Origin of the sequence: Microbacterium sp. zg-Y1090 (genome assembly GCF_030246945.1) — a bacterium.
GTDB classification, from domain to species: Bacteria; Actinomycetota; Actinomycetes; order Actinomycetales; family Microbacteriaceae; genus Microbacterium; species Microbacterium wangruii.
Window position 1 is genome coordinate 2,109,833 of the sequence record NZ_CP126742.1, and the last position, 21,209, is coordinate 2,131,041.

General features: G+C 70.1%; 18 protein-coding genes, 1 tRNA gene and 1 pseudogene. 10 read left to right on the forward strand and 10 right to left on the reverse strand.

The genetic code is table 11. The features are described from left to right. The first annotated feature begins 1 nt into the window (after position 1). The gene (locus tag QNO26_RS10055; protein WP_257638742.1) at positions 2 to 1,531 is read left to right on the forward strand and encodes a tripartite tricarboxylate transporter permease; all 1,530 of its coding nucleotides are present in this window, start codon (positions 2 to 4) and stop codon (positions 1,529 to 1,531) included. A gap of 76 nt (positions 1,532 to 1,607) precedes the next feature. Here the strand turns inward: QNO26_RS10055 and QNO26_RS10060 are convergent, their stop codons facing one another. Next, positions 1,608 to 2,384: a sulfite exporter TauE/SafE family protein gene (locus tag QNO26_RS10060; RefSeq protein WP_257533985.1), complete on the reverse strand. Its 777-nt coding sequence runs from the start codon at positions 2,382 to 2,384 to the stop codon at positions 1,608 to 1,610. Between the two features lie 581 nt (positions 2,385 to 2,965). On the opposite strand from QNO26_RS10060, the gene QNO26_RS10065 reads away from it, so the two are divergent. Next, positions 2,966 to 3,448, forward strand: a complete 483-nt coding sequence (locus QNO26_RS10065) for an FBP domain-containing protein (protein WP_257533986.1) — start codon at positions 2,966 to 2,968, stop codon at positions 3,446 to 3,448. A gap of 35 nt (positions 3,449 to 3,483) precedes the next feature. On the opposite strand, the gene QNO26_RS10070 is transcribed toward QNO26_RS10065, so the two are convergent. Further along, positions 3,484 to 4,326 (reverse strand): alpha/beta fold hydrolase, encoded by an 843-nt coding sequence (locus QNO26_RS10070; RefSeq protein ID WP_257638743.1) that lies wholly within the window; start codon positions 4,324 to 4,326, stop codon positions 3,484 to 3,486. Between the two features lie 231 nt (positions 4,327 to 4,557). Here QNO26_RS10070 and QNO26_RS10075 point away from each other — a divergent pair, with 231 nt between their 5' ends. Next, complete coding sequence (locus QNO26_RS10075; RefSeq protein WP_257638744.1) at positions 4,558 to 5,418, forward strand: alpha/beta fold hydrolase; 861 nt, start codon at positions 4,558 to 4,560, stop codon at positions 5,416 to 5,418. Between the two features lie 553 nt (positions 5,419 to 5,971). Here the strand turns inward: QNO26_RS10075 and poxB are convergent. The 5 genes and pseudogenes from poxB to QNO26_RS10095 form a co-directional block, all read right to left on the reverse strand. Next, positions 5,972 to 7,696 (reverse strand): ubiquinone-dependent pyruvate dehydrogenase, encoded by a 1,725-nt coding sequence (gene poxB, locus QNO26_RS10080; RefSeq protein WP_257638745.1) that lies wholly within the window; start codon positions 7,694 to 7,696, stop codon positions 5,972 to 5,974. Between the two features lie 103 nt (positions 7,697 to 7,799). Then, positions 7,800 to 8,291, reverse strand: coding sequence for a CE1 family esterase (locus QNO26_RS10085; protein ID WP_257533991.1), 492 nt, complete (start codon positions 8,289 to 8,291; stop codon positions 7,800 to 7,802). 1 nt (position 8,292) lies between these two features. Beyond that, complete coding sequence (locus tag QNO26_RS14475; protein ID WP_350310500.1) at positions 8,293 to 8,724, reverse strand: DUF2252 family protein; 432 nt, start codon at positions 8,722 to 8,724, stop codon at positions 8,293 to 8,295. Continuing rightward, positions 8,701 to 9,398 (reverse strand): annotated as a pseudogene (locus QNO26_RS14480) (DUF2252 family protein); the annotation flags it as partial. The pseudogene QNO26_RS14480 and the gene QNO26_RS14475, both read right to left, overlap by 24 nt. Next, complete coding sequence (locus QNO26_RS10095) at positions 9,395 to 9,970, reverse strand: SDR family NAD(P)-dependent oxidoreductase (RefSeq protein WP_257533993.1); 576 nt, start codon at positions 9,968 to 9,970, stop codon at positions 9,395 to 9,397. The gene QNO26_RS10095 and the pseudogene QNO26_RS14480, both read right to left, overlap by 4 nt. A gap of 152 nt (positions 9,971 to 10,122) precedes the next feature. Here QNO26_RS10095 and QNO26_RS10100 point away from each other — a divergent pair, with 152 nt between their 5' ends. Both QNO26_RS10100 and QNO26_RS14485 read left to right on the forward strand, forming a co-directional pair. Continuing rightward, positions 10,123 to 10,518, forward strand: a complete 396-nt coding sequence (locus QNO26_RS10100) for a VOC family protein (RefSeq protein ID WP_257533994.1) — start codon at positions 10,123 to 10,125, stop codon at positions 10,516 to 10,518. After that, the gene (locus QNO26_RS14485; protein WP_350310492.1) at positions 10,515 to 10,817 is read left to right on the forward strand and encodes a helix-turn-helix domain-containing protein; all 303 of its coding nucleotides are present in this window, start codon (positions 10,515 to 10,517) and stop codon (positions 10,815 to 10,817) included. The genes QNO26_RS10100 and QNO26_RS14485 overlap by 4 nt, the downstream gene beginning before the upstream one ends. Before the next feature lie 78 nt (positions 10,818 to 10,895). Here the strand turns inward: QNO26_RS14485 and QNO26_RS10105 are convergent, their stop codons facing one another. After that, a complete protein-coding gene (locus QNO26_RS10105) occupies positions 10,896 to 13,517 on the reverse strand; it encodes an Ig-like domain repeat protein (RefSeq protein WP_257533995.1) in 2,622 nt (873 codons plus the stop codon). Positions 13,518 to 13,775: 258 nt separating this feature from the next. Between QNO26_RS10105 and QNO26_RS10110 the strand changes: the two genes are divergently transcribed. Continuing rightward, complete coding sequence (locus QNO26_RS10110) at positions 13,776 to 16,541, forward strand: Ig-like domain repeat protein (protein ID WP_285181578.1); 2,766 nt, start codon at positions 13,776 to 13,778, stop codon at positions 16,539 to 16,541. 85 nt (positions 16,542 to 16,626) lie between these two features. Then, a complete protein-coding gene (locus tag QNO26_RS10115) occupies positions 16,627 to 17,241 on the forward strand; it encodes a TetR/AcrR family transcriptional regulator (protein ID WP_257533997.1) in 615 nt (204 codons plus the stop codon). Positions 17,242 to 17,680: 439 nt separating this feature from the next. Here QNO26_RS10115 and QNO26_RS10120 read toward each other — a convergent pair. Both QNO26_RS10120 and QNO26_RS10125 read right to left on the reverse strand, forming a co-directional pair. Then, positions 17,681 to 18,918 (reverse strand): IS3 family transposase gene (locus tag QNO26_RS10120; RefSeq protein ID WP_257638774.1). Its coding sequence is split into 2 segments (ribosomal slippage): positions 17,681 to 18,633 and positions 18,633 to 18,918, totalling 1,239 coding nucleotides; the frame shifts between segments, so codons are not numbered across the junction. Positions 18,919 to 19,264: 346 nt separating this feature from the next. Next, positions 19,265 to 19,338: transfer RNA gene (locus QNO26_RS10125), tRNA-Pro, on the reverse strand. Between the two features lie 131 nt (positions 19,339 to 19,469). Between QNO26_RS10125 and QNO26_RS10130 the strand changes: the two genes are divergently transcribed. From QNO26_RS10130 to QNO26_RS10140, 3 genes are all read left to right on the forward strand, one after another. Then, positions 19,470 to 20,048, forward strand: a complete 579-nt coding sequence (locus QNO26_RS10130; RefSeq protein ID WP_257534039.1) for a GNAT family N-acetyltransferase — start codon at positions 19,470 to 19,472, stop codon at positions 20,046 to 20,048. A 70-nt stretch (positions 20,049 to 20,118) separates the two neighbouring features. Further along, complete coding sequence (locus QNO26_RS10135; protein WP_257534038.1) at positions 20,119 to 20,829, forward strand: lysoplasmalogenase; 711 nt, start codon at positions 20,119 to 20,121, stop codon at positions 20,827 to 20,829. Then, a complete protein-coding gene (locus tag QNO26_RS10140; protein ID WP_257534037.1) occupies positions 20,826 to 21,203 on the forward strand; it encodes an RNA-binding S4 domain-containing protein in 378 nt (125 codons plus the stop codon). Before QNO26_RS10135 ends, QNO26_RS10140 begins: the two co-directional genes overlap by 4 nt. Positions 21,204 to 21,209 lie beyond the last annotated feature (6 nt).

Sequence of the window (21,209 nt, forward strand, 5' to 3'; positions counted from 1 at the left end):
CATGGATGTGCTGCAGCTTCTGGGCGAAGGCTTCGCCGGCGCCCTGACCCCGGCGAATCTGCTGTGGGTGCTCATCGGATGCCTGCTCGGCACCGCCGTCGGCGTGCTCCCGGGTCTCGGGTCTTCGATGGCGGTGGCGCTGCTGCTGCCGGTGACCTTCTCGCTGGATCCCACCGCCGCCTTCATCATGTTCGCCGGGGTGTACTTCGGCGGGCTGTTCGGCGACTCGACCATGGGCATCCTCATGAACACGCCCGGTCAGGCCTCGGCGATCGCCTCCACCTTCGAGGGCCACAAGATGGCGCTCAACGGCCGGGCCGCTCAGGCGCTCGCCACCGCCGCGATCGGCGCGTTCGTCGGCGGGTTCATCGCGTCGATCGTGGTCGTGTTCGTCGCCCCCGCCCTCGCGGACTTCTCCAGCCGGTTCGGCCCGGCCGAGTTCTTCGCCCTCGCCGTCTTCGCGTTCGCCGCCACGTCGTCGGTCGTCACCGACAACGTGATCAGGGGCCTCACCGCCCTGTTCATCGGGCTGGGCATCGCGGTGATCGGCATCGACGGGGTCTCGGGCGCACCGCGGTTCACGATGGACTCGCCGCAGCTGTTCGACGGCGTGTCGCTGGTGACCGTCACCGTCGCGATCCTTGCGCTGGGCGAGGTCATCTACGTGGCATGCCTCGAACGGCATACGTCGGACAAATCGCTCATCCGCCCGTCTGGACGCCCGTGGCTGAACCGCACGGAGCTGAAGGAGGCGACCCCCGCCTGGCTGCGCGGCACCGCGATCGGCCTGCCCTTCGGCGTGGTGCCGGCCGGCGGCTCCGAGATCCCGACGTTCCTCGCCTACGGCGTGGAGAAGCGGCTCGACGCGCGCCGCAAGGATCCGCAGTTCGGCAAGGGCGCGATCCGTGGCCTGGCGGCGCCCGAGGCCGCGGGCAACTCGACCACCGGCATGGCGATGGGCGCGCTGCTGGCGCTCGGGCTGCCGATTTCGGCTACCGCCGCCATCATGCTCGCCGCGTTCCGCCAGTACGGCCTGCAGCCCGGGCCGCTGCTGTTCGACCGCGCCCCCGACCTTGTCTGGTCGCTGTTGGCGAGCTTCTTCATCGCGATGATCGTGCTGCTGATCCTCAACCTGCCGTTCGCGATGCTGTGGGCGAAGCTCCTGCTCATCCCCCGCCCGTACCTCTACGCCGGCATCACCGTATTCTGCGCCCTCGGCATCTATGCGACCTCGGGGTCGACGTTCGACCTGCTGATGCTGCTCGGCATCGGCGTGCTCGGGTTCCTCATGCGGGCGATGGACTACCCGCTGGCGCCGCTCATCATCGGCATGGTGCTGGGTCCGCTGGCCGAGACGAGCCTGCGGGATGCCGCCATGAGCGCGAACGGCGACTTCTCGGTGCTCGTGCAGGGTCCCATCACGATCTCGCTCTACGCGCTGCTCGCGATCGTGCTGGTGTTCTCGGTGCGCAACCGCGTGGTCGCGCACCGGCGGGCCGCCCAGGCGGAGAAGGAGCTCGTGCGGCAGTGACGGGCGGTGGATGCCGGTCAGCCGGCATCCACCAGCAGCGCGACGAACACCGCGAGCCCGCCCGGTGCGTGCCGACTCAGCCGGCATCCACGAGCAGCGCAACGAACACCGCGAGCCCGAACACGACGACCGACCACCGCAGCAACGGCACGGGCAGCCGGCGCCCGACCGCGGCGCCGAGCCAGCCGCCCAGCAGACCGGCCACCGCCATGATCCCCGCCGCCGGCCACGACACCTCGGCGAAGATCGCAAAGAACACCAGCGACACCGCGCTGGCGACCACCGACAGCACGCTCTTGAGCGCATTGAGCCGCTGCAACGATTCGCGCAGCGCCACCCCGAGCACGCCCAGCATCATGATGCCGAGACCCGCGTTGAAGTAACCGCCGTAGACCGCGACGCCGAACTGCCCCACACCCGCCCAGCGCAGGCGTTCGGCGCGGGGCGCGGATGCCGCGGCGGGTTCGGTGCGGCGGGCGACCAGGGCGCTCAGGTACGGCTGCGCGGCGAGGAGGAGCGTCGATGCGAACACCAGCCACGGCACGACCGCGGTGAACGTGCCCTCGTCGCCGGCGAGCAGCAGCGTCGAACCGACGAGCGCGCCGATCACGGTGATGATGCTCAGCACGACGATGCGCCGCCGCTGGCCGGCGAGCTCGCGGCGGTAGCCCCACGCGCCGCCGACGTAGCCGGGCAGCGCCGCCACCGTGTTGGTGACGTTCGCGATCACGGGCGGATACCCGAGGGCGAGGAGTGCGGGGAAGGTGACGAGCGATCCGCCCCCGGCGAGCGCGTTGATCGCGCCCGCTGCCGTGCCGGCGAGCGCCAAGAGCACGATCGCACCCGCGTCCATCTGCCACCTCCGCGCCTTCCACTCAAGCAGACGCCGGCGGCCATTCGTCGGGGGCGCTCCCGCCCCCGCGTCACCGAGCCACGCGTCGCCGAGCCACACCGCATCACCGAACCACCGCGTCGCCGAAACAAGGGGATCTGCCGAAACGCGGACCGCTGGCGCACAGGCATCCGCATCTCGGCAGATCTCCGCACGCGGGCAACGGGACCACCGCCGGCGCACCGGCCACCGCATCGCCGAGCCACCGCGTCGCCGAACCATCGCGTCACCGAGCCACCGCGTCGCCGAAACAAGGGGATCTGCCGAAACGCGGACCGCTGGCGCACAGGCATCCGCATCTCGGCAGATCTCCGCACGCGGGCAATGGGACCACCGCCGGGTGCGCACCCCGGCCCACGGTCCGACCCATCGACGTAGGCTTGACGCGTGAGCTTCTCGGAGGTGGTCGGCGCCCGTATCGCCGGCATCAGGGCGTGATGCCCCCGGTCGCGTCGTCCGACGCGGCCGCCGTCACCGACCCTTGAACCCTCCGCCCGCGCGGTGCGCGACGACGCACCCGGGCATCACCGAAAGAGATCACGATGCTTCCCATCACGGAGAAGACCCTCCGCGCATCCTTCGTCAACGCGTCGCGTAAAGAGGTCAGCGACCTCGGCCTTCCGGCAGGCTTCGAGACGCTCGACTGGGAGCGGCTGGACTACCTCGGCTGGCGCGACCCGAAGATCGGCCGCCGCGCGTATGCCGTGGTGCCGTCGCTCGACGGCGAGCTCATCGGCATCCTGCTGCAGCAGTCCACGACCTCGCCGCGCTCGCGTGCGCAGTGCGCGTGGTGCAACGACGTCACACTTCCGAACGGCGTGGTGTTCTTCAGCGCCAAACGCTCGGGCAAGGCCGGGCGCAACGGGAACACCGTCGGCACGCTCGTCTGCGAGGAGTTCCAGTGCTCGCGGAACGTGCGCCGGACTCCCCCGCTCGCGTACGAGGGGTACGACGTCGACGCGGCCCGCCAGCGACGGATCGAGGACCTGCAGGTTCGCGTCGCGTCGTTCGCTGCGGAGGTCTAGGAGGAAGCGCCTCGTGGCGCTTTCGATGCGCGGGCTCAGGAGTTCACGAAGCGGACCAACGCGGCATTGACCTCCTCGGCGTGCGTCCAGAGCAGGCCGTGCGGCGCTCCCTCGATCTCGACGTACTCGGCCTCGGGGAACGCGGCGTGGAAGCGACGGGCGGTCGCGTCGATCGGCAGGATGTTGTCCGCCGTCCCGTGCAGGATCAGTGCCGGCTTGCCGCTGGCGCGCACCGCCTCCACGTCGGCGCGGAAGTCCTCGATCCAGGATGCCACGACGGCGTAGGCCGCGACGGGGGCGCTGGAGACCGCGACGTTCCAGCTGGCCGTGACCGCTTCCGCGCTGATCCGCGCGCCGAGGTTCTCATCCGCGTTGTAGAAGTCCGAGAAGAACTGCGTGAACCAGGCGTAGCGGTCACCGCGCGCGGCCTCCTCGATGCCGTCGAAGACGTGCTGCGGCACCCCGTCGGGGTTGTCGTCGCGGGCGACGAGGAACGGTTCGAGCGAGGCGAGGAAGGCCAGCTTCGCCACCCGGTCGTGCCCATACCGGGCGACGTAGCGGGCGAGCTCTCCGGTTCCCATCGAGAATCCCACCAGCACCACGTCGCGCAGGTCGAGGGTCTCGAGGATCGTGTTCAGGTCCGCCGCGAACGTGTCGTAGTCGTAGCCGGAACCGGCTTTCGACGAGTGCCCGAATCCGCGGCGGTCGTACGTGATGACCCGGTAGCCGGCGGCCAGCAGCTCGCGTGTCTGGCGCTCCCAGCTGTGCCCGTTCAGCGGGTAGCCGTGGATGAGGACGACCGGCTGACCGGCGCCCTGGTCCTCGTAGTACAGGTCGACGGGGGTGCTGTTCTCGTCGCCGACAGTGATGTATCCCATGTTCTCGCCCTTCTGTGTCGCCCGACCCGATGCCGGGAGCTCACGACAAGAGAAACCTGTGTGGTCGCCACACGGTCAAGCGCCTGTCGGCCGCCAGGGACCGGCCTCCTCGCCTGCCGCTTGACCCTGTTGTGAGAACACGGCCTTGGCTTGATCACCGAGGCGATGAGCACGCCGACCACCCCGGGGCGGCCGCACCTCGCCGCATCCGATCGATCCAAGGAGCACCCCATGCCGACCGTCCACCACCGCACCCTCGCGCTCGATGACCTCGAGGTCTTCTACCGAGAAGCGGGCCCCGCCGACGCTCCCGTGCTCCTGCTGCTGCACGGATACCCGACGAGCTCGCACATGTTCCGGCGTCTGATCCCGGCGCTGGCCGACCGCTACCGCGTCATCGCGCCCGACCACATCGGCTTCGGCCGCTCGTCCGCTCCCGCCGTCGACGACTTCCCGTACACGTTCGACGCGCTCGCCGATGTCACCGCCCGGTTCCTCGAAGAGGTCGGCGTCACGCGATACACCGTCTATGTGCAGGACTATGGCGCGCCGGTCGCCTGGCGGCTGGCGCTGCGCGATCCGGCCGCGATCGAGGGGATCATCTCGCAGAACGGCAACGCCTACGAGGAGGGTTTCGTCGAGGACTTCTGGGCGCCGATCTGGGCGTATGCAGCCGACCCCTCCCCCGAGAACGAGAGCGCGCTGCGCCCGGCGCTCGAACGGGCAGCCGTCGAATGGCAGTACACCCACGGTGTGCCCGACCCGACGACGGTCGATCCGGATGCCTGGGAGCACGACATCGCCCTCTTGCGCCGGCCCGGAGTGGACCGAGCCCAGCTGCACCTCTTCGGCGACTACGGGACCAATCGCGAGCTCTACCCGCGCCTGCACGCCTGGCTGCGCGAGACGCAGGTGCCCGTCCTGGCCGTGTGGGGTCGCAACGACGAGATCTTCGGCGCCGCGGGTGCCGAGGCCTTCCGTCGCGATGTTCCGAACACCCGCGTCGAGCTGCTCGACGCGGGGCACTTCCTGCTCGAGTCGAACCTCGACGACGTCGTGGAGATCATCCGCGACTGGCGCGGCGGCTTCTGACGCCCGGTCAGAGACGAGCGGACTACCGGTCCACTTCCGCGCATACACCGGATCGCGGTCGGCTGTCGACCCGCACCGATGCGTCGCCCGGGCCCGAGACCGTGGTGCGGGTGGCTCGGATGCCGCTGGCATCCGCCCCTGGATCTCCGAAATCCGGACGAACGCGTCCCGTGTGCTGGGCAAGGGGTAGCGTGGATGGTGCCGAGGACATCAGGACGAACGCCCGAACGTTCATCCGAGACCATCTCGTGTGGTGGTGTTCCGGCCGGTCTCCGCAGCCCCCGAGCGTCCCCCCGCGTTCGATGAGGCCGGGACCGACAATGGCCGCGCCGTCCCGCGATCGGCATGGCGCGCGCCGAGAGACCCGGTGCCTCGCTCCCCCGCGGGGCGCCGGGCCGCGAACCTCCCGCTGATCAGGGCGGCGACAGCTCACCCGCGGGTGGTGGGAGCGGCCCGCCGGCGATCGCCTGACGAATCCGCCACACCGGAAGACCACTCAACGCACCGGGAGCCGGATCGTTCGTGTCGCGCTGGACCCTGATCCCGTCCAGGTTCAGAGCAGCTGGCGCCAGTTCGCTCTGGCGAGATCGAGCAGCTCGTCGCCGCGGCCGGACATGACGGTGCGGATCGCGTAGAGCGCGAACCCCTTGACCTGTGCGGCCTCGATTGCCGGCGGCATGGAGAGCTCCTGCCGTTCGGTGACGACGTCGAGCAGGGCGGGTCCGTCGTGGGCGAGGACCTCGCGAAGAGCATCCGGAAGGTCGTCACTGCGCTCCACGCGACGCGCGAAGATCCCCATCGCCTCGGCGATCGCGGCGAAGCTGGGGTTGGCCAGCCCTGTCCCGTAGGTGACGAATCCGGCCGCCTTCATCTCCAGCTCGATGAAGTTCAGGGAGGAGTTGTTCACCACGATCGTCTTCACCGGCAGCGCGTTCTGGGTGAGGGTGAGCAGTTCCCCGAGCATCATCGAGAGTCCGCCATCGCCGGCGAGGGCGACGACCTGGCGGTGCGGATGCGAGACCTGCGCGCCGATCCCGTGAAGCAGCGCGTTCGCCATCGACCCGTGCGTGAACGAGCCGATCAGGCGCCGCCCCTCCGTCATGGACAGATAGCGGGCGGCCCACACGGTTGGCGAGCCGACGTCAGCGGTGAAGATCGCGTCGGCGGCGGCCTGCTCGTTCAGGAGGCGGGTGAGGTACTGCGGATGAATGGGACGCGTGCGTTTCGCCGGCACGGCCAGCTCATCGAGCTTCGCCCGTGTCTTCCGGTAGTGGGCGGTGGCATCGTCCAGGTGCCTGCGATCATCGCGCACGGCAAGTCGCGGAAGGAGTGCCGCAGCCGTCGCGCCGGCGTCGCCGACGAGCCCGAGGTCGAGTGGATGCCGTCTGCCGAGCTGCGACCCACGGATGTCGACCTGGATGGTCGTGGCGTGCTCGGGGTAGAACTGCTCGTACGGAAAGTCGCTGCCGAGCACGAGCAGAGCATCTGCGGCATCCATGGCGCGGTAGCCGGAAGCGAATCCGAGCAGACCCGTCATCCCCACATCGAACGGGTTGTCGTACTCGATGAACTCCTTGCCCCGCAGGGAATGCACGATCGGTGCGGCCAGCCGGTCGGCGAGAGCGACGACCTCATCATGCGCGCCCTCCACGCCCGCTCCGGCGAGGATCGTGACCTTGCGCGCGGCATCCAGAAGCCCGGCGGCCTTGTCGAGCTCGGCGTCGCTCGGCACGATCACCGGCTGCGATCGCTCGATCACGACAGCGCGGTTGTCGCCGATCTCGGCGAGGGCGACGTCCCCTGGGATGACGAGCACTGCGACGCCACGCTGCTCGATCGCCGCCCGCATCGCGATTTCGAGCAGCCGCGGCATCTGCTGGGGGTCGGCGACGTACTCGACGTAGACGCTGCACTCCCGGAAGAGCTCCTGCGGATGCGTCTCCTGAAAGTACCCCGTGCCGATCTGTGCCGTCGGGATGTGCGCGGCGATCGCGAGCACGGGGACACGCGAACGGTTGGCGTCGAAGAGCCCATTGATCAAGTGCAGGTTGCCGGGCCCGCACGATGCCGCGACGACGGCCAACTGGCCCGTGAGCGCGGCATCCGCGGCCGCAGCGAACGCCGCAGACTCCTCATGCCGCACGTGCAGCCAGCGGATCGTGCCGTCCCGACGAAGCGCATCCGTGAACGCGTTCAGCGAATCCCCCGGAAGGCCGTACACACGATCGATCCCGTTGGCGTGCAGAGCCTTCACGATGTTCCCAGCGACAGTGGCCATGACAGATCATTCCTTCGGGGTGGGGAGTTGTGCGGTTTCGAGCTGAACCCGAGTCAAGACCGTGTTCCAGCCACAAGGTCAACTGCCAGACCGTTCCTTCCCGTCACCGGTTGTCGTGGCGTTCGGCGAAGCTCCACGCGAGGCGCGCTCGCGCGACGCCGGCCAGGAGCGCCGGCTCCCCCGCGTCGCGGATCTGGTTGCGCGCGTCCGCGGAGTTCCAGCAGTTGACCGAGTTCTCGAAGGGACGCTGGGTCGGATAGACGACGATGAAGCCCTCCCGATCGGCGAGCGCGGTGAACTGCGTGGATGCCTTCATCGAGTTCCACCCGAATCCCGTCATCCCGCACCCGTGGATGGCCATCATCACCGGTAGCGGCGTCGAGCCGTCATGCTGCGGCGGCACGTGCACCTGGTAGTGCTGACGCGCACCATCCGGCGACACGTAGACGTGGTTGTGGTCGCCGTCCCCGCTCCACCACGGGAGCCCGAACTGGAAGACGAGCGCGAGCACCACGGCGGCGGTCGCGAAGAAGGCGGTGCCGCCGAGAACCCACGGCCACCGACGCCGCCGAGGACGATCACTGTTCGCGGCCATCTCACGCCACTCCTTCTTCTGCCCTCACCTCGCCCGCAGCGATCGCGGCGACGAGCTCGGCGTGATCTGCATGGGTCTGATCTGCGTACGCGCGCGCGAAGCGGAGGATCTCCTCCTCGAAAGCGACTCCTCGCCCGATGTACTCGACGACCGCCGCCGGGTCGCCGCTGCGGGCGTGCGCCTTCGCCAGGGTGCGACCGCACGCTTTGGCGAACTGAGGGAGGTACGCCGCGATCTGCGCTCCCTTGGGGATGATCTTCATGTCGCGGTACTGACGCACGTAGTAGTCGGTGCCGTCGACACGCATGTGGCCGAGGAAGATGTCGGCGGCGGACTGCATGAGACGGACGAGCCGACGCAGATGCGGCGGGATGGAGGCGAGGTAGGTGTCGTAGACCTGCCGATAGGCGCGAATCCGCTGTTGCTCGGTCATCCCTTCGTCGATCCGCTTCATCGGCTCCAGGACGATCTTGTGCTGTCCGTTGTCGTCGGCGACCAGCTTCTTCGCCGAGCCATGGTGCGTCTGCGTGCGCGACTGCTTCTCGATGGCGCGCGTTGCCGCATGGGCCGACTCCGAGGTCAGTCCCTTCAGCGGCACATCGGCGGTGATCTGGTCGTACCAGACGTCGAGCTCTCCCATCCGGGCGTACCGTCGCATCGCCTTGCGATATCCGGTCACGACGGCGGCTGCGGCATCCTCACCGCAGGTGCCGCCGAGTCGCTCCGCGTCGGCGAGCACGTAGACGCTGGTGATGAGGCGCTTCAGATCCCATTCGAACGGCCCCGGGAGCGTCTCGTCGAAATCGCGCGCTCGAACAGCAGCGTCCTCTCCGGCGAGGCCCACAGCCCGAAGTTGAGGATGTGCGCATCGCCGCACATCTGCACCGTGAGCCCCGAGTGCGGCGCACTGGCCAGATCGGCCGCCATGACAGCTGCGGCGCCGCGCAGGTACGCCCACGGGGAGGATGCCATGCGCGCATACCTCAGAGGCAGAAGCCGAGCGTCGCGGATCGCTTCTTGCGCACGCAGCCGATCGAAAGCTCGCACCTGCCGGACGGCGGGGTGCCATGCGACCGTCCGAGAGGGGGCGCTGCCGAGAGTGGTCATCGGCCGCGCTCCTCGGCGATGGAGTTGGCGCCGTCGATCGTGATGAGCTGCCCGGTGACGACGATCCCGGCCTTCGCCGCGTGGTAGGCAGGGTCGCCCCCATAGGCGGCGACAGGGCCCGACACCGAGGACACGTTCACGATGCGGCCGTAGCCGGCGGCCCGCATGGCGCCGGCCACCGCACGGGTCATCAGGAAGGTCGTGGTGAGGTTCCGATCGAGCGAGGCGTGCCAGTGGTCGAGGACTGTTCTGCCGAGCCCGCCCGGCTTGTGCGCGTCGGACACGGCCGCCATTCCGGCGTTGTTGACGAGGATGTCCACTCCCCCGAACACATCCCGCGCGCACGCGACGACCGCGTCCGCGCCGCCCTGCTCGGTGAGGTCGGCGACCACCCCTTCTGCCCGGATACCGGCATCGCGCAACTCTGCGACGCGCTCGAAGATGCGATCCGTCGTCGACGTGATCACCAGATCATCGCCGGCGGCGCCGAGAAGGCGGGCCGACGCGAACCCGATGCCCCGAACGCTTCCCGCGCCGGTGACGATCGCAACGCGCTGTGTTCCAGTCGCCATGGTGACGCTCTCCCCTCGGTGGCCGACCGTCGAAACGGCCGGACGACGTCGATGTGCCGAGTCAAGGCCGTGTGGTCGCCACAGGGTCAAGCATCTTTTCGGGTGGGCCCCGTCCGCGGTCGCCACGGTCTCGCCGTGGCTACGCTGGCAGCATGACCGCTCTCCGCGACGCGCACCTCAGGGTCGCCCGACCCACCGTCGACATGGATGCCGCCGTGCGTTTCTGGGTCGACGGGCTCGGCATGGAGGTCGACGGGCGCCAGCCTGGCACGACCGGCACGCTCGAGGAGCTGGCGTTCCTCGGCTGGCCGGGGGCGAGCTGGCATCTGGAGCTGGTGCGCGATGCCGAGGTGCGCCCCGCGCCCACCGACGAGGACCTCCTCGTGCTGTACCTGAACGAGCCGATCGACGAGCACCTGCTGGCGCGCATCGAGCAGGCCGGCGGCCGACGCGTCGGCGCACGGAATCCATACTGGGACGCCAACGGAGTCACGGTCGTCGACCCTGACGGCTATCTGCTGGTCCTCGCGACGCGCGCCTGGCCTTGACGCCCAGCAGGCCACGGCATCGCGGTCGCGCGCCCAGTGCGCGTGGTGCAACGACGTCCCGTGCCCGAACAGCGTCGTGTTCTACGGCGCCGGCGCTCGGAGACCGGCAACAACCCCGCACACCTAGGACAATCCAGCGCGCCCGAAACCGGGCCCGTGCCCTCACCGACGAGCAGCGGGAACTCGTCGCGAGCCGGCGCGCCGAGGGCAAGAGCCTCCGCCAGATCGCGGCGGTGCTCCGCGTCTCGCGGTCACGCGTCACCCGCGTCCCGCGCTACGACGACAGGCCCACGGTCTGAGCGGGAGCTCGCGCCGCGCGCGGAAACCACGACGGCCCCGCCTTGCGCGGGGCCGTCGTGGTTTCGGGGTGGCGAGGTTCAGCGCAGGGCGCTGCGGCGTCGCGCCATGATCAGCGCGCCGCCGAGGAGCACGGCGAGCACACCGGACGCGAGCAGCGGCACCGGCGAAGACCCGCCGGTCGCCGGCAGGGTGTCACCCGCCGGCTTGACAGGATTGCTCGGGTCGGTCGGGCCGGTGGGATCGGTCGGCTCCGCCGGGTCGACCGGCGCCGGCGCAGCCGTCACCGTGTACGCCACCGTCGCCGCCGTGTCGGCGAGGCCCACGATCTCCGGCACGAACACGATCCGCAGGGACCCGGATCCCGCCGGGAGCCCCTCGACCCGCAGCTCCGCATCCCCCGTCGCGGGGTCAACGTCCGCCGAGCCGATGACGTCACCGCCGCGGTAGGCGACGAGCACGCCCTCGGCATCCGGCGCCCCCGATGCCTGGCGCATGAGCGGGCCGCCAGTGTGACCGAGCACCTCGACGTGGCCCGTGAAGACCGCCGCGGCGCCCGCGGCGAGCTCGATGGCCCGGGGTGTCACGGTGAGCCGCGTCTCGTGATCGTCGAGGCGCAGCGCGACCCGGGTGGATGCGGAGGCCGCGTATCCGTCGCCCGGGACGAAGCGCGCCTGCAGTTCGAGGTCGCCGGCGGGGAGGTGGTCGGTGTCGAAGGCGTAGGAGACCGTCCCGTCGTGGCGCGCCGCGTCGTCATCCGTTCCGATCGCCGCGCTCGCGAAGACCTCGCCGTCGACCAGCAGCTCGACGAAGCCCGAGGGCTCGCGCACGCTGCCCGCCTCCGCGGACACCGTGGCCTGGATCGCCGTCACGTCGCCAGCGTGACCGGTGAGGCTCGCGACGTCGAGCACGGTCGCGGTCGCGGCATCCGCGACGCTGATCGGCCAGGCGGACGAGACCGCCGCCTCGTAGACGGCGTCCCCCGCGTACAGCGCGCGCAGCGACGACGAATGCGGGTGCGGGAAGACTCCGGAGAAGGTCGCGGTGCCGTCGGCGGCGAGCGTCGCGACGCCGATGAGGTCGTCCTCGTCGGCGATCGCGACGAAGCCGGTGGGCGCCGGCCCCCAGCCGTCGGCCGCACTGACCTGCGCGACGACGTCGATGGGCGTCCCGTAGACGACGGCGGAGGAGGAGACGCTCGAGATGGCCACCTCGGTGCGCTCGTCGACGACGGTGATCGGGATGACGAGCGCGGGGGCCTCGAGGAAGAGAGGCGTCGCCTGCGACGTCAGCGTGAGGGTGTGGGCGCCGACCGGGACCCCCGTGATCGTCAGGGCGAAGTCACCCGACGCCAGCGTCGTCGCCGTGGCGGCCGGTGTGCCGTCGACCGCGACGGCGACGGGCACGAGGCCCGGAACGGCGCTTCCCTCGCTCACGAGCGCACCGGCCACGCTGATCGAGGAGCCCGCGGCGAACACATGGTCGGCCATGTCCACGTCGAACACCACGGCGTCGAGGCCGCCGATCCCGCCACCCGCCGGAGCGACGGTCACGGTCCACGTCGCCTGGACCGGATCGTGGCCGGATTCGGTGAAGACATGCTCGATCGTGTGGATGCCGGCGGGCAGCTCGAGCGGGACGAACGCGAGTGCGGTCTCCTCGTCTGCGAGCACCTGGCCGCCCGACGTCAGCTGGTGCCGTCCGAGGAGCGACGTGCCGTCATTGTCGACGGCGGTGACGCGGGCGAACGCCTGCTGGCCTTCGGTCATGGGGGCCACAGCGAACTGCAGCGTGACGGGCACCTCGTAGGTGATGCGGACATAGCCGTCGGTTCCCGGATTGGTGCCGAAGGTCCCGGAAAAGCGCGGATCGACCCAGTTCGAGCCGCCACCGCCGCCTCCGCCTGCGTTGGAGTGACTGCCGCCGTGCTTGCCTGAGCCGCCGCCGGCGCCGGACTCCCACCCGCCGCCGCCGCCGCCGCCGCCGGCACCCCAGGAGAACCAGGCGCCGGGCGTTCCGTTCTGGCCGCTCTTGCCCGGAAGGGCCGCCCCGGCACCGCCCTTGCCCGGCTTGTTGCTGCTGTACCAGACCGACCCCGCCAGCCCGTCCTGCCCGGCGTCGCCGCCGTGGCCTCCGTGCACGGGCTCCGGGGGGGACCAGTTGTCCTTGCGCTCGGAGGTCAAGGCAAGGCCGCCGGCACCACCCCCTCCGCCTGCAACGGCGAGGACCTTTCCGTCGAGCACGATCGCGGCGGCACCGCCGCCACCGCTACCCGGCGCTGCTTCGTCGCCGGACCTGTCCCCGCCGCGGCCTCCGGTGCGCCAGCCCTTGCCACCGTTGCGGTCGGAGCCTGCGGTCGCCCCATAGAACGTGAGCTCCGCACCGTCGGGAACCACCATCACGAAGCTGACCAGGCCGCCCCGCCCGCCGCACGAATTCAGGCGGCAGAAGAGGTACTGGCTGCCTCCCTTGCCGCCGGCCATCTCGACGGTGATGCGGCTGACGCCGGCGGGCGCGGTCCAGCGCGTGCCCGCCGGGTCGGTGAAGGTCTTGGTCTGCGTGTGCGCGGCCGCGTGCGCGGGCTCGGCGCCCGGACCGGCAGCGATCACGGCGACGGCGAGCGTCGCGGTCAGAAGGGCGGCGATACCGCGTGAAAGGCGACCTTGCCGCGCGGGGCGAACAGCGCTGTCGATGTGGGCCATAAGGGAGAGTGTACAAAACTTGGACACCCATCCAGGTTTTTGGTCCGCGTAACTGCGTGAACCCGCCGCATCCACGGCATCCTGCGCTGGACGCCGCGATCCGACTGACCCTAAAGTTGGACTGTGATCCAACTTTTCCACTCTCCCCGGAACGAGCGAGGACGCACGGAAGCGTCGTCGCGCCCGAGCCCGCGGCTTCGCAGCCGTGTCGCCGTCGTCACCGCTGCAGCCGTCGCGCTCAGCAGCCTCGGCTTCGGCGTGGCCACTCCCGCGTACGCGGCTCCGCTCTCGCAGCAGATCTGGGAGTTCTCGAACACGGAGGACTGGCACGTTCCCGCCGGTGTCAGCAAGATCGTGGTCGGCCTCCGCGGCGGCTACGGCGGTAACGTCGATCGGGTCAACGGTGGCCGGGGCGCCGACTTCGCGGTCGAGCTCCCCGTGAGCCGCGGTGATGTCGTGACGGTCGTCCCCGGCAAGCCGGCGAACAAGCGCAAGGGCGGCGACGGCTGGATCAAGGGCGGCGACGGCGGCAAGAGCAGCCTCAGCGGCGCCGAGGGCGGCGGTGGCGGCGGCGCTGCGGCAGTCATCGTCAACGGACAGGTCGTCGCGGTCGCCGGCGGTGGTGGTGGCGGCGGCGGATACACCGGCAACCCGGGATTCTCGATCACCCCGTGGGGTCTCCTCAAGATGCTCGAGGCCTTCGGCGGCTACTCAGGCAGCAGCGACACCGGGAGCGGCCTCACCTTCGTCCCAGGCGGAGATGGCGCCATCTCGGGGCAGGGCTCCAGGGACGGCTACACGGTCACCATGTACCCCGCCACCTGGGGGGCGGGGCCCCACTCGACCAAGCCGGGCGAGAACGGACGGGATGACACGAAGTTCGCGCGATACCACAAGGACGGCGGCAACGGCACCTCAGCCGCCACGAGCACGGCCGGCGGTGGCGGCGGCGGGGGTGGCGGCGGCTGGCCGGCATCAGGCACGGGCGGCGGCCCCGGGCGCAAGTTCATGAGCTACTCGGCCGGCTCCGGCGGCGGCGCCGGCATGAGCTGGGTCGACCGTAGCTACCCCGGCGCCCACATCACGTCCGACGCGCGCAGACCCGAGGACATGCACGACTACTTCGGCCCGCTGGCGGACAGCGGCACCGTCCGCATCATGGTTCCGGTGACGACCACGACGACCATCACCGGTCCGTCGCAGGTCGAGGCCGGCCAGGACTTCAGCCTGCGCGTGCGCACCTCCGACACCCGCACGCCGAACACCCCGCTCGACACCTGGGTGGATGTGTACCGCGACGCCACGCGGGTGGCTTGGCGCAGCACGGATGGGGACGGCACCTTCGAGATCCCCGGTCTTCCGGCCGGCACGTACCAGTTCCGAGCCGCGTCCCGGCCGCACACCGACCAGCGCGACTTCCGCTTTCAGTCCACCCTTTCCGAGGCGACGATGACCGTCACCGTCTCCGAGCCGGTGCCGCCCCCGCCGCCAGGTCCGTCGGAGGTGGCCTCGACGACCACAATGGACATCGGCACGGCACCGGCGACCTTCGGCGACACCCTGTCGGCCGAGGTGTCCGTCGAGGTCGCCGGCGGGATCGATGTGAGCGGCGAGACGGTCACGATCGAGGTGGACGGCGTCGCCGTCGGCGCCGGCACGCTCGCCGATGCAGGCGATGGGGTCTTCACGACCGTCGCGCCCGTGACGCACGTGCCGCACGTCGGGCCGCACGAGGTCGTCGCCCGCTTCGACGGTGTGCAGGACTCCGACCCGGGCACCACCGATGTGCTGCCCTCGGTCAGCACGACCGAGTCGTTCACCGTGGCCCGCGCGGCGACGAGCACGACGATCACGCAGGCGCCGACGAGCGTCCGCGCCTTCGGCAGGATCGACGTCACGGCGACTGTGCAGGCCGGAAGCACCCCGGTCGGCGGCCAGGTCGCTCTGCAGGCGGACGGGGGCCCCCTGGCATACGGCACCGCCGACAGCGCCGGCGAGGTGCTGTTCGAGGACGTGGTGCTGCCGTGGGGAACGGAGGACCTCACGGTCGCGTTCCTCGGCGACGCCGACGGGGACTACGCGCTGTCGACGTCCGCCCCGCACGGGATCACTGTCACGGCGATCGGCACGATGACGACGCTGACGCTCTCGACGGCATCGCTGCGCGCCGACGACCCGCTGACGCTCTCGGCGACCGTGACGAACGCGATGCTCGGGGTCGACACCGACCCGCGCGGTTCGCTCGAGATCCTCTTCGACGGCGAGGTCGTGTACTCCATGTCCACCGGCATGGACAGTGACCCGGATGCCGATGACGGCGAGGCACGGTACGTGATCGCGCCCGACACCCTCCCCGTCGGGTCGCACAGCGTGACGGCGCGCTTCGTGCCCGCCCCCGGCTTCGCTGCCTCGACGTCGACCGCGACGCCCCTGGAGGTCCGCGGCATCCCGACGGCCCTGACGCCCCGCGCGACCGAGGTGTCGGGCACGACGAAGAAGCCGGCGACGATCGAGGTCGACGCCGTCGTGGCGCTGGGTGCCTCGGCTCGCACGGCGGCGGCCGCCGGGCCCGTGAACACGCTCGGCGCATCGGCGGGCGACCCGGTCGGAGGCCACATCGAGGCGTACCTCGGAGCCGACCCCCTGGCGGCGGCGGAGGTCGCCGACGGTGCCGGACAGCTCGCGCTGTCGGGGCTGCCGGTGGGCACGCACGAGGTGCGCCTGCGCTTCGTGCCCGACTCGGCGGAGATGCTGGAGAGCTCCGCAACCGTCACGGTCACCGTGACCGCACCTGCCGACGGCGGCGGGTCGGATGACGGCGGCGACCCGGATGACAGCGAGACGGACGGCGGTGGTGGCGGCGGCGACCAGAGCGACGGCCCCGACGCCGGCGACCGCGACGCACTGCCGGCCACCGGCGGTGAGCTCGGCGGGCTGTGGGCTGTTGCACTCCTGCTCATCCTCGGCGGTGCCGTGATCCTCGCCGCATCCCGTCGCCGGCGGGCTGCCGCAGACCGCGCGTAAGCGGTGTCGACGACAGGGGCGGGCGGCCTAGGGGTCCCCGCCCCTCTCGCGTATCGTAAAGGCGGATGCGCAGACGGGGGGTGTCGTGAGCGAAGGTCTTCGGGAGCGCAAAGTGCGCCTCAGTCGATGGCGGATGGAGAAGGCCGCCGTCGACCTCGCCTACGAGAACGGCATCGGCTCGGTCACCGTGGAGCAGGTCTGCGCGGCGGCGGAGGTCTCGCGCAGCACCTTCTTCAACTACTTCCCCTCGCTCGAGACGGCGATCTTCGGCGCCCCGCTCGAATACGACCCAGCGCTCACCGAGCGGCTGCTGACCGTGCACGGCGGCGACCTCGTCGTCGCGGCGTCGCTCATCGTGACCGAGTCGGTGCGCGGGCAGGACAACGATGAGGTCGCCCGGCGCCGTCTCGCCCTCTTCGCCCGGGAGCCCGGCACCACGACCGCCGTGTCGTGGTCGAGTCATGTCAGTCGCGAGCGCCTCGTCGATGTCATTCGCTCGTGGCTGGAGACGCATCCCGAGCTCGCCCGCCTTCCCGGTGACCTCGACACCGAGGCCCGGCTCATCGTCGCGATGTCGATCTCGGTCTCTGACGAGGGCATTCGCGAGCTGGAAGAGGTCGACGGCGACGTGGTCATCGACCCCGAGCCGTACCGCCGCGCCCGCCGCTGCCTCGCCCGCGTCCTCGCCGACCCGGAGTGACCGTCACGCGCCCTCGGGGTCGCGGTCCGCGATGGCGGCCTGACCTGCGCGAACGACGATTCCCGCTTCAACGCGATTGCAACGACGTCGTCCCGGAACTCCTTGGGGAACGGCTTAGGCATGAGGACATCCTTCGAGCGGTGCAAATCACCACAGATCATGAGTCACCTAAACCTTCAGCAGTCCCTTTTCACCCTCAGCACGCGAAGCGCACCTACCCAAACACCTCGGCGAGAGCCCGGGCACCCAGAAAACGGCCGTTTTGCAATCAGTATTGCCAACAGCCCACCGGTGGGCTGTTGGCAGAACCTGTCCTGGCGCGGATCGCGGCGCCGGCCTTAGTGGTGACGGAGACAAGCGGGCGCTGGGCTGCCCGGCGGGGTGCTGTGCGCTGAGCACGGTGCCGGGAGGGCCGACTGAATCGGCCTGGCTTTCGTTCCTATTGGGAGCTTTGTCCGGCAGGGGCCGGCTGGGCTGATTCGAGGTCAGCGTAGTACGCCTGCTCGACCTCGGCGGGGGTGCGCATGTCGAGCTCGCCGTGGAGGCGCTGGTTGTTCCACCACCACACCCACTCGAGGGTCGCGAGTTCGACCTGTTCGACGGTGCGCCAGGGTCCGCGTTGGCGGATGAGCTCGGTCTTGTAGAGGTTGTTGACTGCTTCGGCCATCGCGTTGTCGAAGCTGTCGCCGACCGTTCCGGTCGAGGGAACGGCGCCGAGCTCGACGATCCGGTCGGTGTAGACCATCGCCATGTAGTTCGATCCGTGGTCCGAGTGGTGCGTCAGCCCGGTGAGGTCATCGCCGGCGTCCCACGCCGCCATATCGAGCGCCTGCATCGGCAAGATCTCCGCCTTCAAAGTCGCCGCCACGTTCCAGCCGACGATGCGCCGGGAGTAGACGTCGGTGACGAACGCGACGTATGCGAAACCGGACCAGGTGGCGACATAGGTCACGTCGCAGACCCAGAGCCGGCGGGGACCGTCGGCGGTGAATCGGCGGTTGACGAGATCGGTCGGCCGCTGCAGGGCGGGATCAGACTTCGTCGTGAACACTCGCTTAGACTTGCGCACCCCGCGAACACCGGCGAGCCGCATCAGCCGTTCGGTCTGGTCCCGACCGATCTCCCACCCTTGCCGTCGCATCAGCGCGTGCATCTTCCGGCGCCCATAGACGCCGTAGTTCTCCGCATGCAGCCGAGCGACCTCGGGCACCAGCAGATCATCCTGGAGCCGTCTCGCGGACGGAGTCCGATTCACCGCGGCACGGTAGCCGCGTGAGGTGAGGAACCCTCTCACTGCCGGTCGGAGGACCTGGCAGATGAGCTCGACCCCGAAACGATCCCGGTGTTCGTTGATGAACCGGATCATCTCGTCGAGGGGTGGTCGAGCTCCTTCGCGAAAAAGATGCTCGCAGCCTTGAGGATCTCGTTCGCCTTCCGCAACTCCGAGACCTCCTTCTGCAGCCGCTTGATCTCCGCCGCGGCCTCAGTCGTGACGCCGGGCTTCACCCCGGCGTCGACCTCGTAGCGACGCTGCCACAACCGCAGCGTCTCCGGACTCATCCCGAGCAGTCCGGCGACATGCCGGACGGCGCTCATCATCGTCGGGTGCGACGGCCGCGTCTCCGCGAGCATCCTGAGCGCCCGCTCACGCATCTCCGGGGAATACTTCCTGTTCATCGTGTTCCATCCTTACTTGAAGAACGGAACGAAAGTCAGGCCGATTCAGGCGGCAGCCGCAGCAGGTTCCGACGACCCGCTTGTCCCGATGAGGACCTGACTCGCCGCAGGAGCAGCATCACCGGCCGGTGAAGAAACCGGCACACCCACGCTCACCCAGGACAATCGAACGCGCCCGAAACCGGGCGCGTTCGCCATTTCCGGGATCCGTTCCGCCGGGGTAGCCGATCCAACCGCTCCAGCCCTCACCACAACAACAGAAAAGGAAGAAGGGCACCGGCTTCACGCCAGTGCCCTTCTTCCTTATCGACCGTTTTGCCATCAGTTCTGCCAACGGCCCTCTCTGTCGGGATGACAGGATTTGAACCTGCGACCCCTTGACCCCCAGTCAAGTGCGCTACCAAGCTGCGCCACATCCCGGTCTTCTGCTGCCCGCGCGCGGACAACTCCCCTATCCTAGCCGCTCCGCGCACGCCGCGCGAACCAGCGTGACGCCGCGCATGTCGCGGATGCCGTTGCCCGATGTCGCACCCCGACGCTACCGTCTGGCCATGACCCAGATCACGGTCGAACCAGCGACGCCGGAGCGGTTCGACGACATCGAGTACGCGTTCGCCGACGGCGGCGACGGGGCGGCATGCCAGTGCCTGTGGTGGCTGCTGACCGGGCGTGACTTCGAGGCGGCCACCGTCGCCGAGCGCACCGACATGTTCCGCGCCGAGATCGAGACCGGCCCGCCGGGCCTGGTGGCCTACGTCGACGGCTCCCCCGCCGGCTGGGTGCGCGTCGGTCCGCGCACCCAACAGCCGCGCCTCGCACGCACGCGCAACTACGCCGCGTCGCCGATCCCCTTCGACGATCCGGATGTCTGGGCGGTCAGCTGTTTCGTCGTGCGCCGTGAGTTCCGCGGTCAGGGCGTCAGCACGAGGCTGCTGGATGCCGCGGTGGACTACGCACGCGCGGCCGGGGCCCGCATCGTCGAGGCTTACCCGATCGACGTCGCCGCGAAGAAGACGCCGGTGAACGACCTGTACCACGGCACCCTTTCGATCTTCGAGAACGCCGGATTCCAGGAGGTGGCCCGCCCGAAGCCGCACATCGTGATCGTGGAGCTGCACGTCTCGGGCTGACCGCCTCCGCGGCGAGCGCCGCCTCTGACCGTACGATGAGACGACTGTCCGCCCTGCCCGAAGGAGCGCCGTGCGCACTGCACCCGACCGTTCGCCGACCACTACCGCCGCGCCGACCGGCAGCCAGGACACCCGCTGGTGGTGGGGCTTCGCGATCTACGCGCTCGTCGCCCTCGTCCACGTCGGGCTGCTCGCCGCCGGTTCGCCGCTGACCTACCCGAGCAAGCTCGCGCTCATGCCGGTGCTCATCCTCGCCGCCGTCTGGGCACTGCGGAGCACTCGCTGGAGCGCCCCTCACGCGCTGCTGGTCGCCGCGCTGCTGTTCTCGTGGTTCGGTGACGGCGCAGCGTTCTTCTTCCCCTTCTTCGACGACGAGCTGCCGATGATGCTGCTCAGCTTCGGGCTGGCGCACGCCTGCTACATCGCGCTGTTCTGGCGGCATCTCGCGGTCCGCCGCCTCCCCTGGTGGTCGGCGGTCTTCGCGATCTGGTGGGTGGTGCTGATTATCGTGCTGTGGCCCCTGCTCGGCGCGCTCGCGCTCGGCGTCGCCGCCTACGGGCTGGTGCTGGGTGGCACCGCGGTCGCCGCCACGCGGTGCAACCCGGCCGTCGTGGTGGGCGCGCTGTTCTTCCTGGCATCCGACACCATCCTCGCGTTCCGCCTGTTCGTGCCCGGCACCCCGGGGTGGATGGGCGTGGCCGTCATGGTGACGTACACGATCGGGCAGGGATTCATCGCGTACGGGGTCGTGCGCCACCTGCGTGCGAAAGACGATCGATGACGGATGCCACGCAGAAGCCGGCGCGCGTCGACGCGTGGCTCTGGGCGGTGCGCGTGTACAAGACCCGCTCCGCCGCGACCACGGCATGCCGTGCCGGCCACGTGCGGGTCAACGGCGAGCGCGCGAAGGCCGCGCAGCCGGTGCGGCCCGGCGACGAGCTGCGGGTGCGCATCGCGGGGTTCGACCGCATCCTGGTGGTGCGGCAGACCATCACCAAGCGCGTGGGCGCGGCACTGGCAGCGGCCGCCGTGGAGGATCGCACCCCTCCCCCGCCGCCGCGCGAGATGACCGCGTTCGTGCCCGTCCGCGATCGCGGCGCGGGCCGCCCGACCAAGCGCGAGCGGCGCGAGACCGACCGACTGCGCGGGCGCTGAACGAGA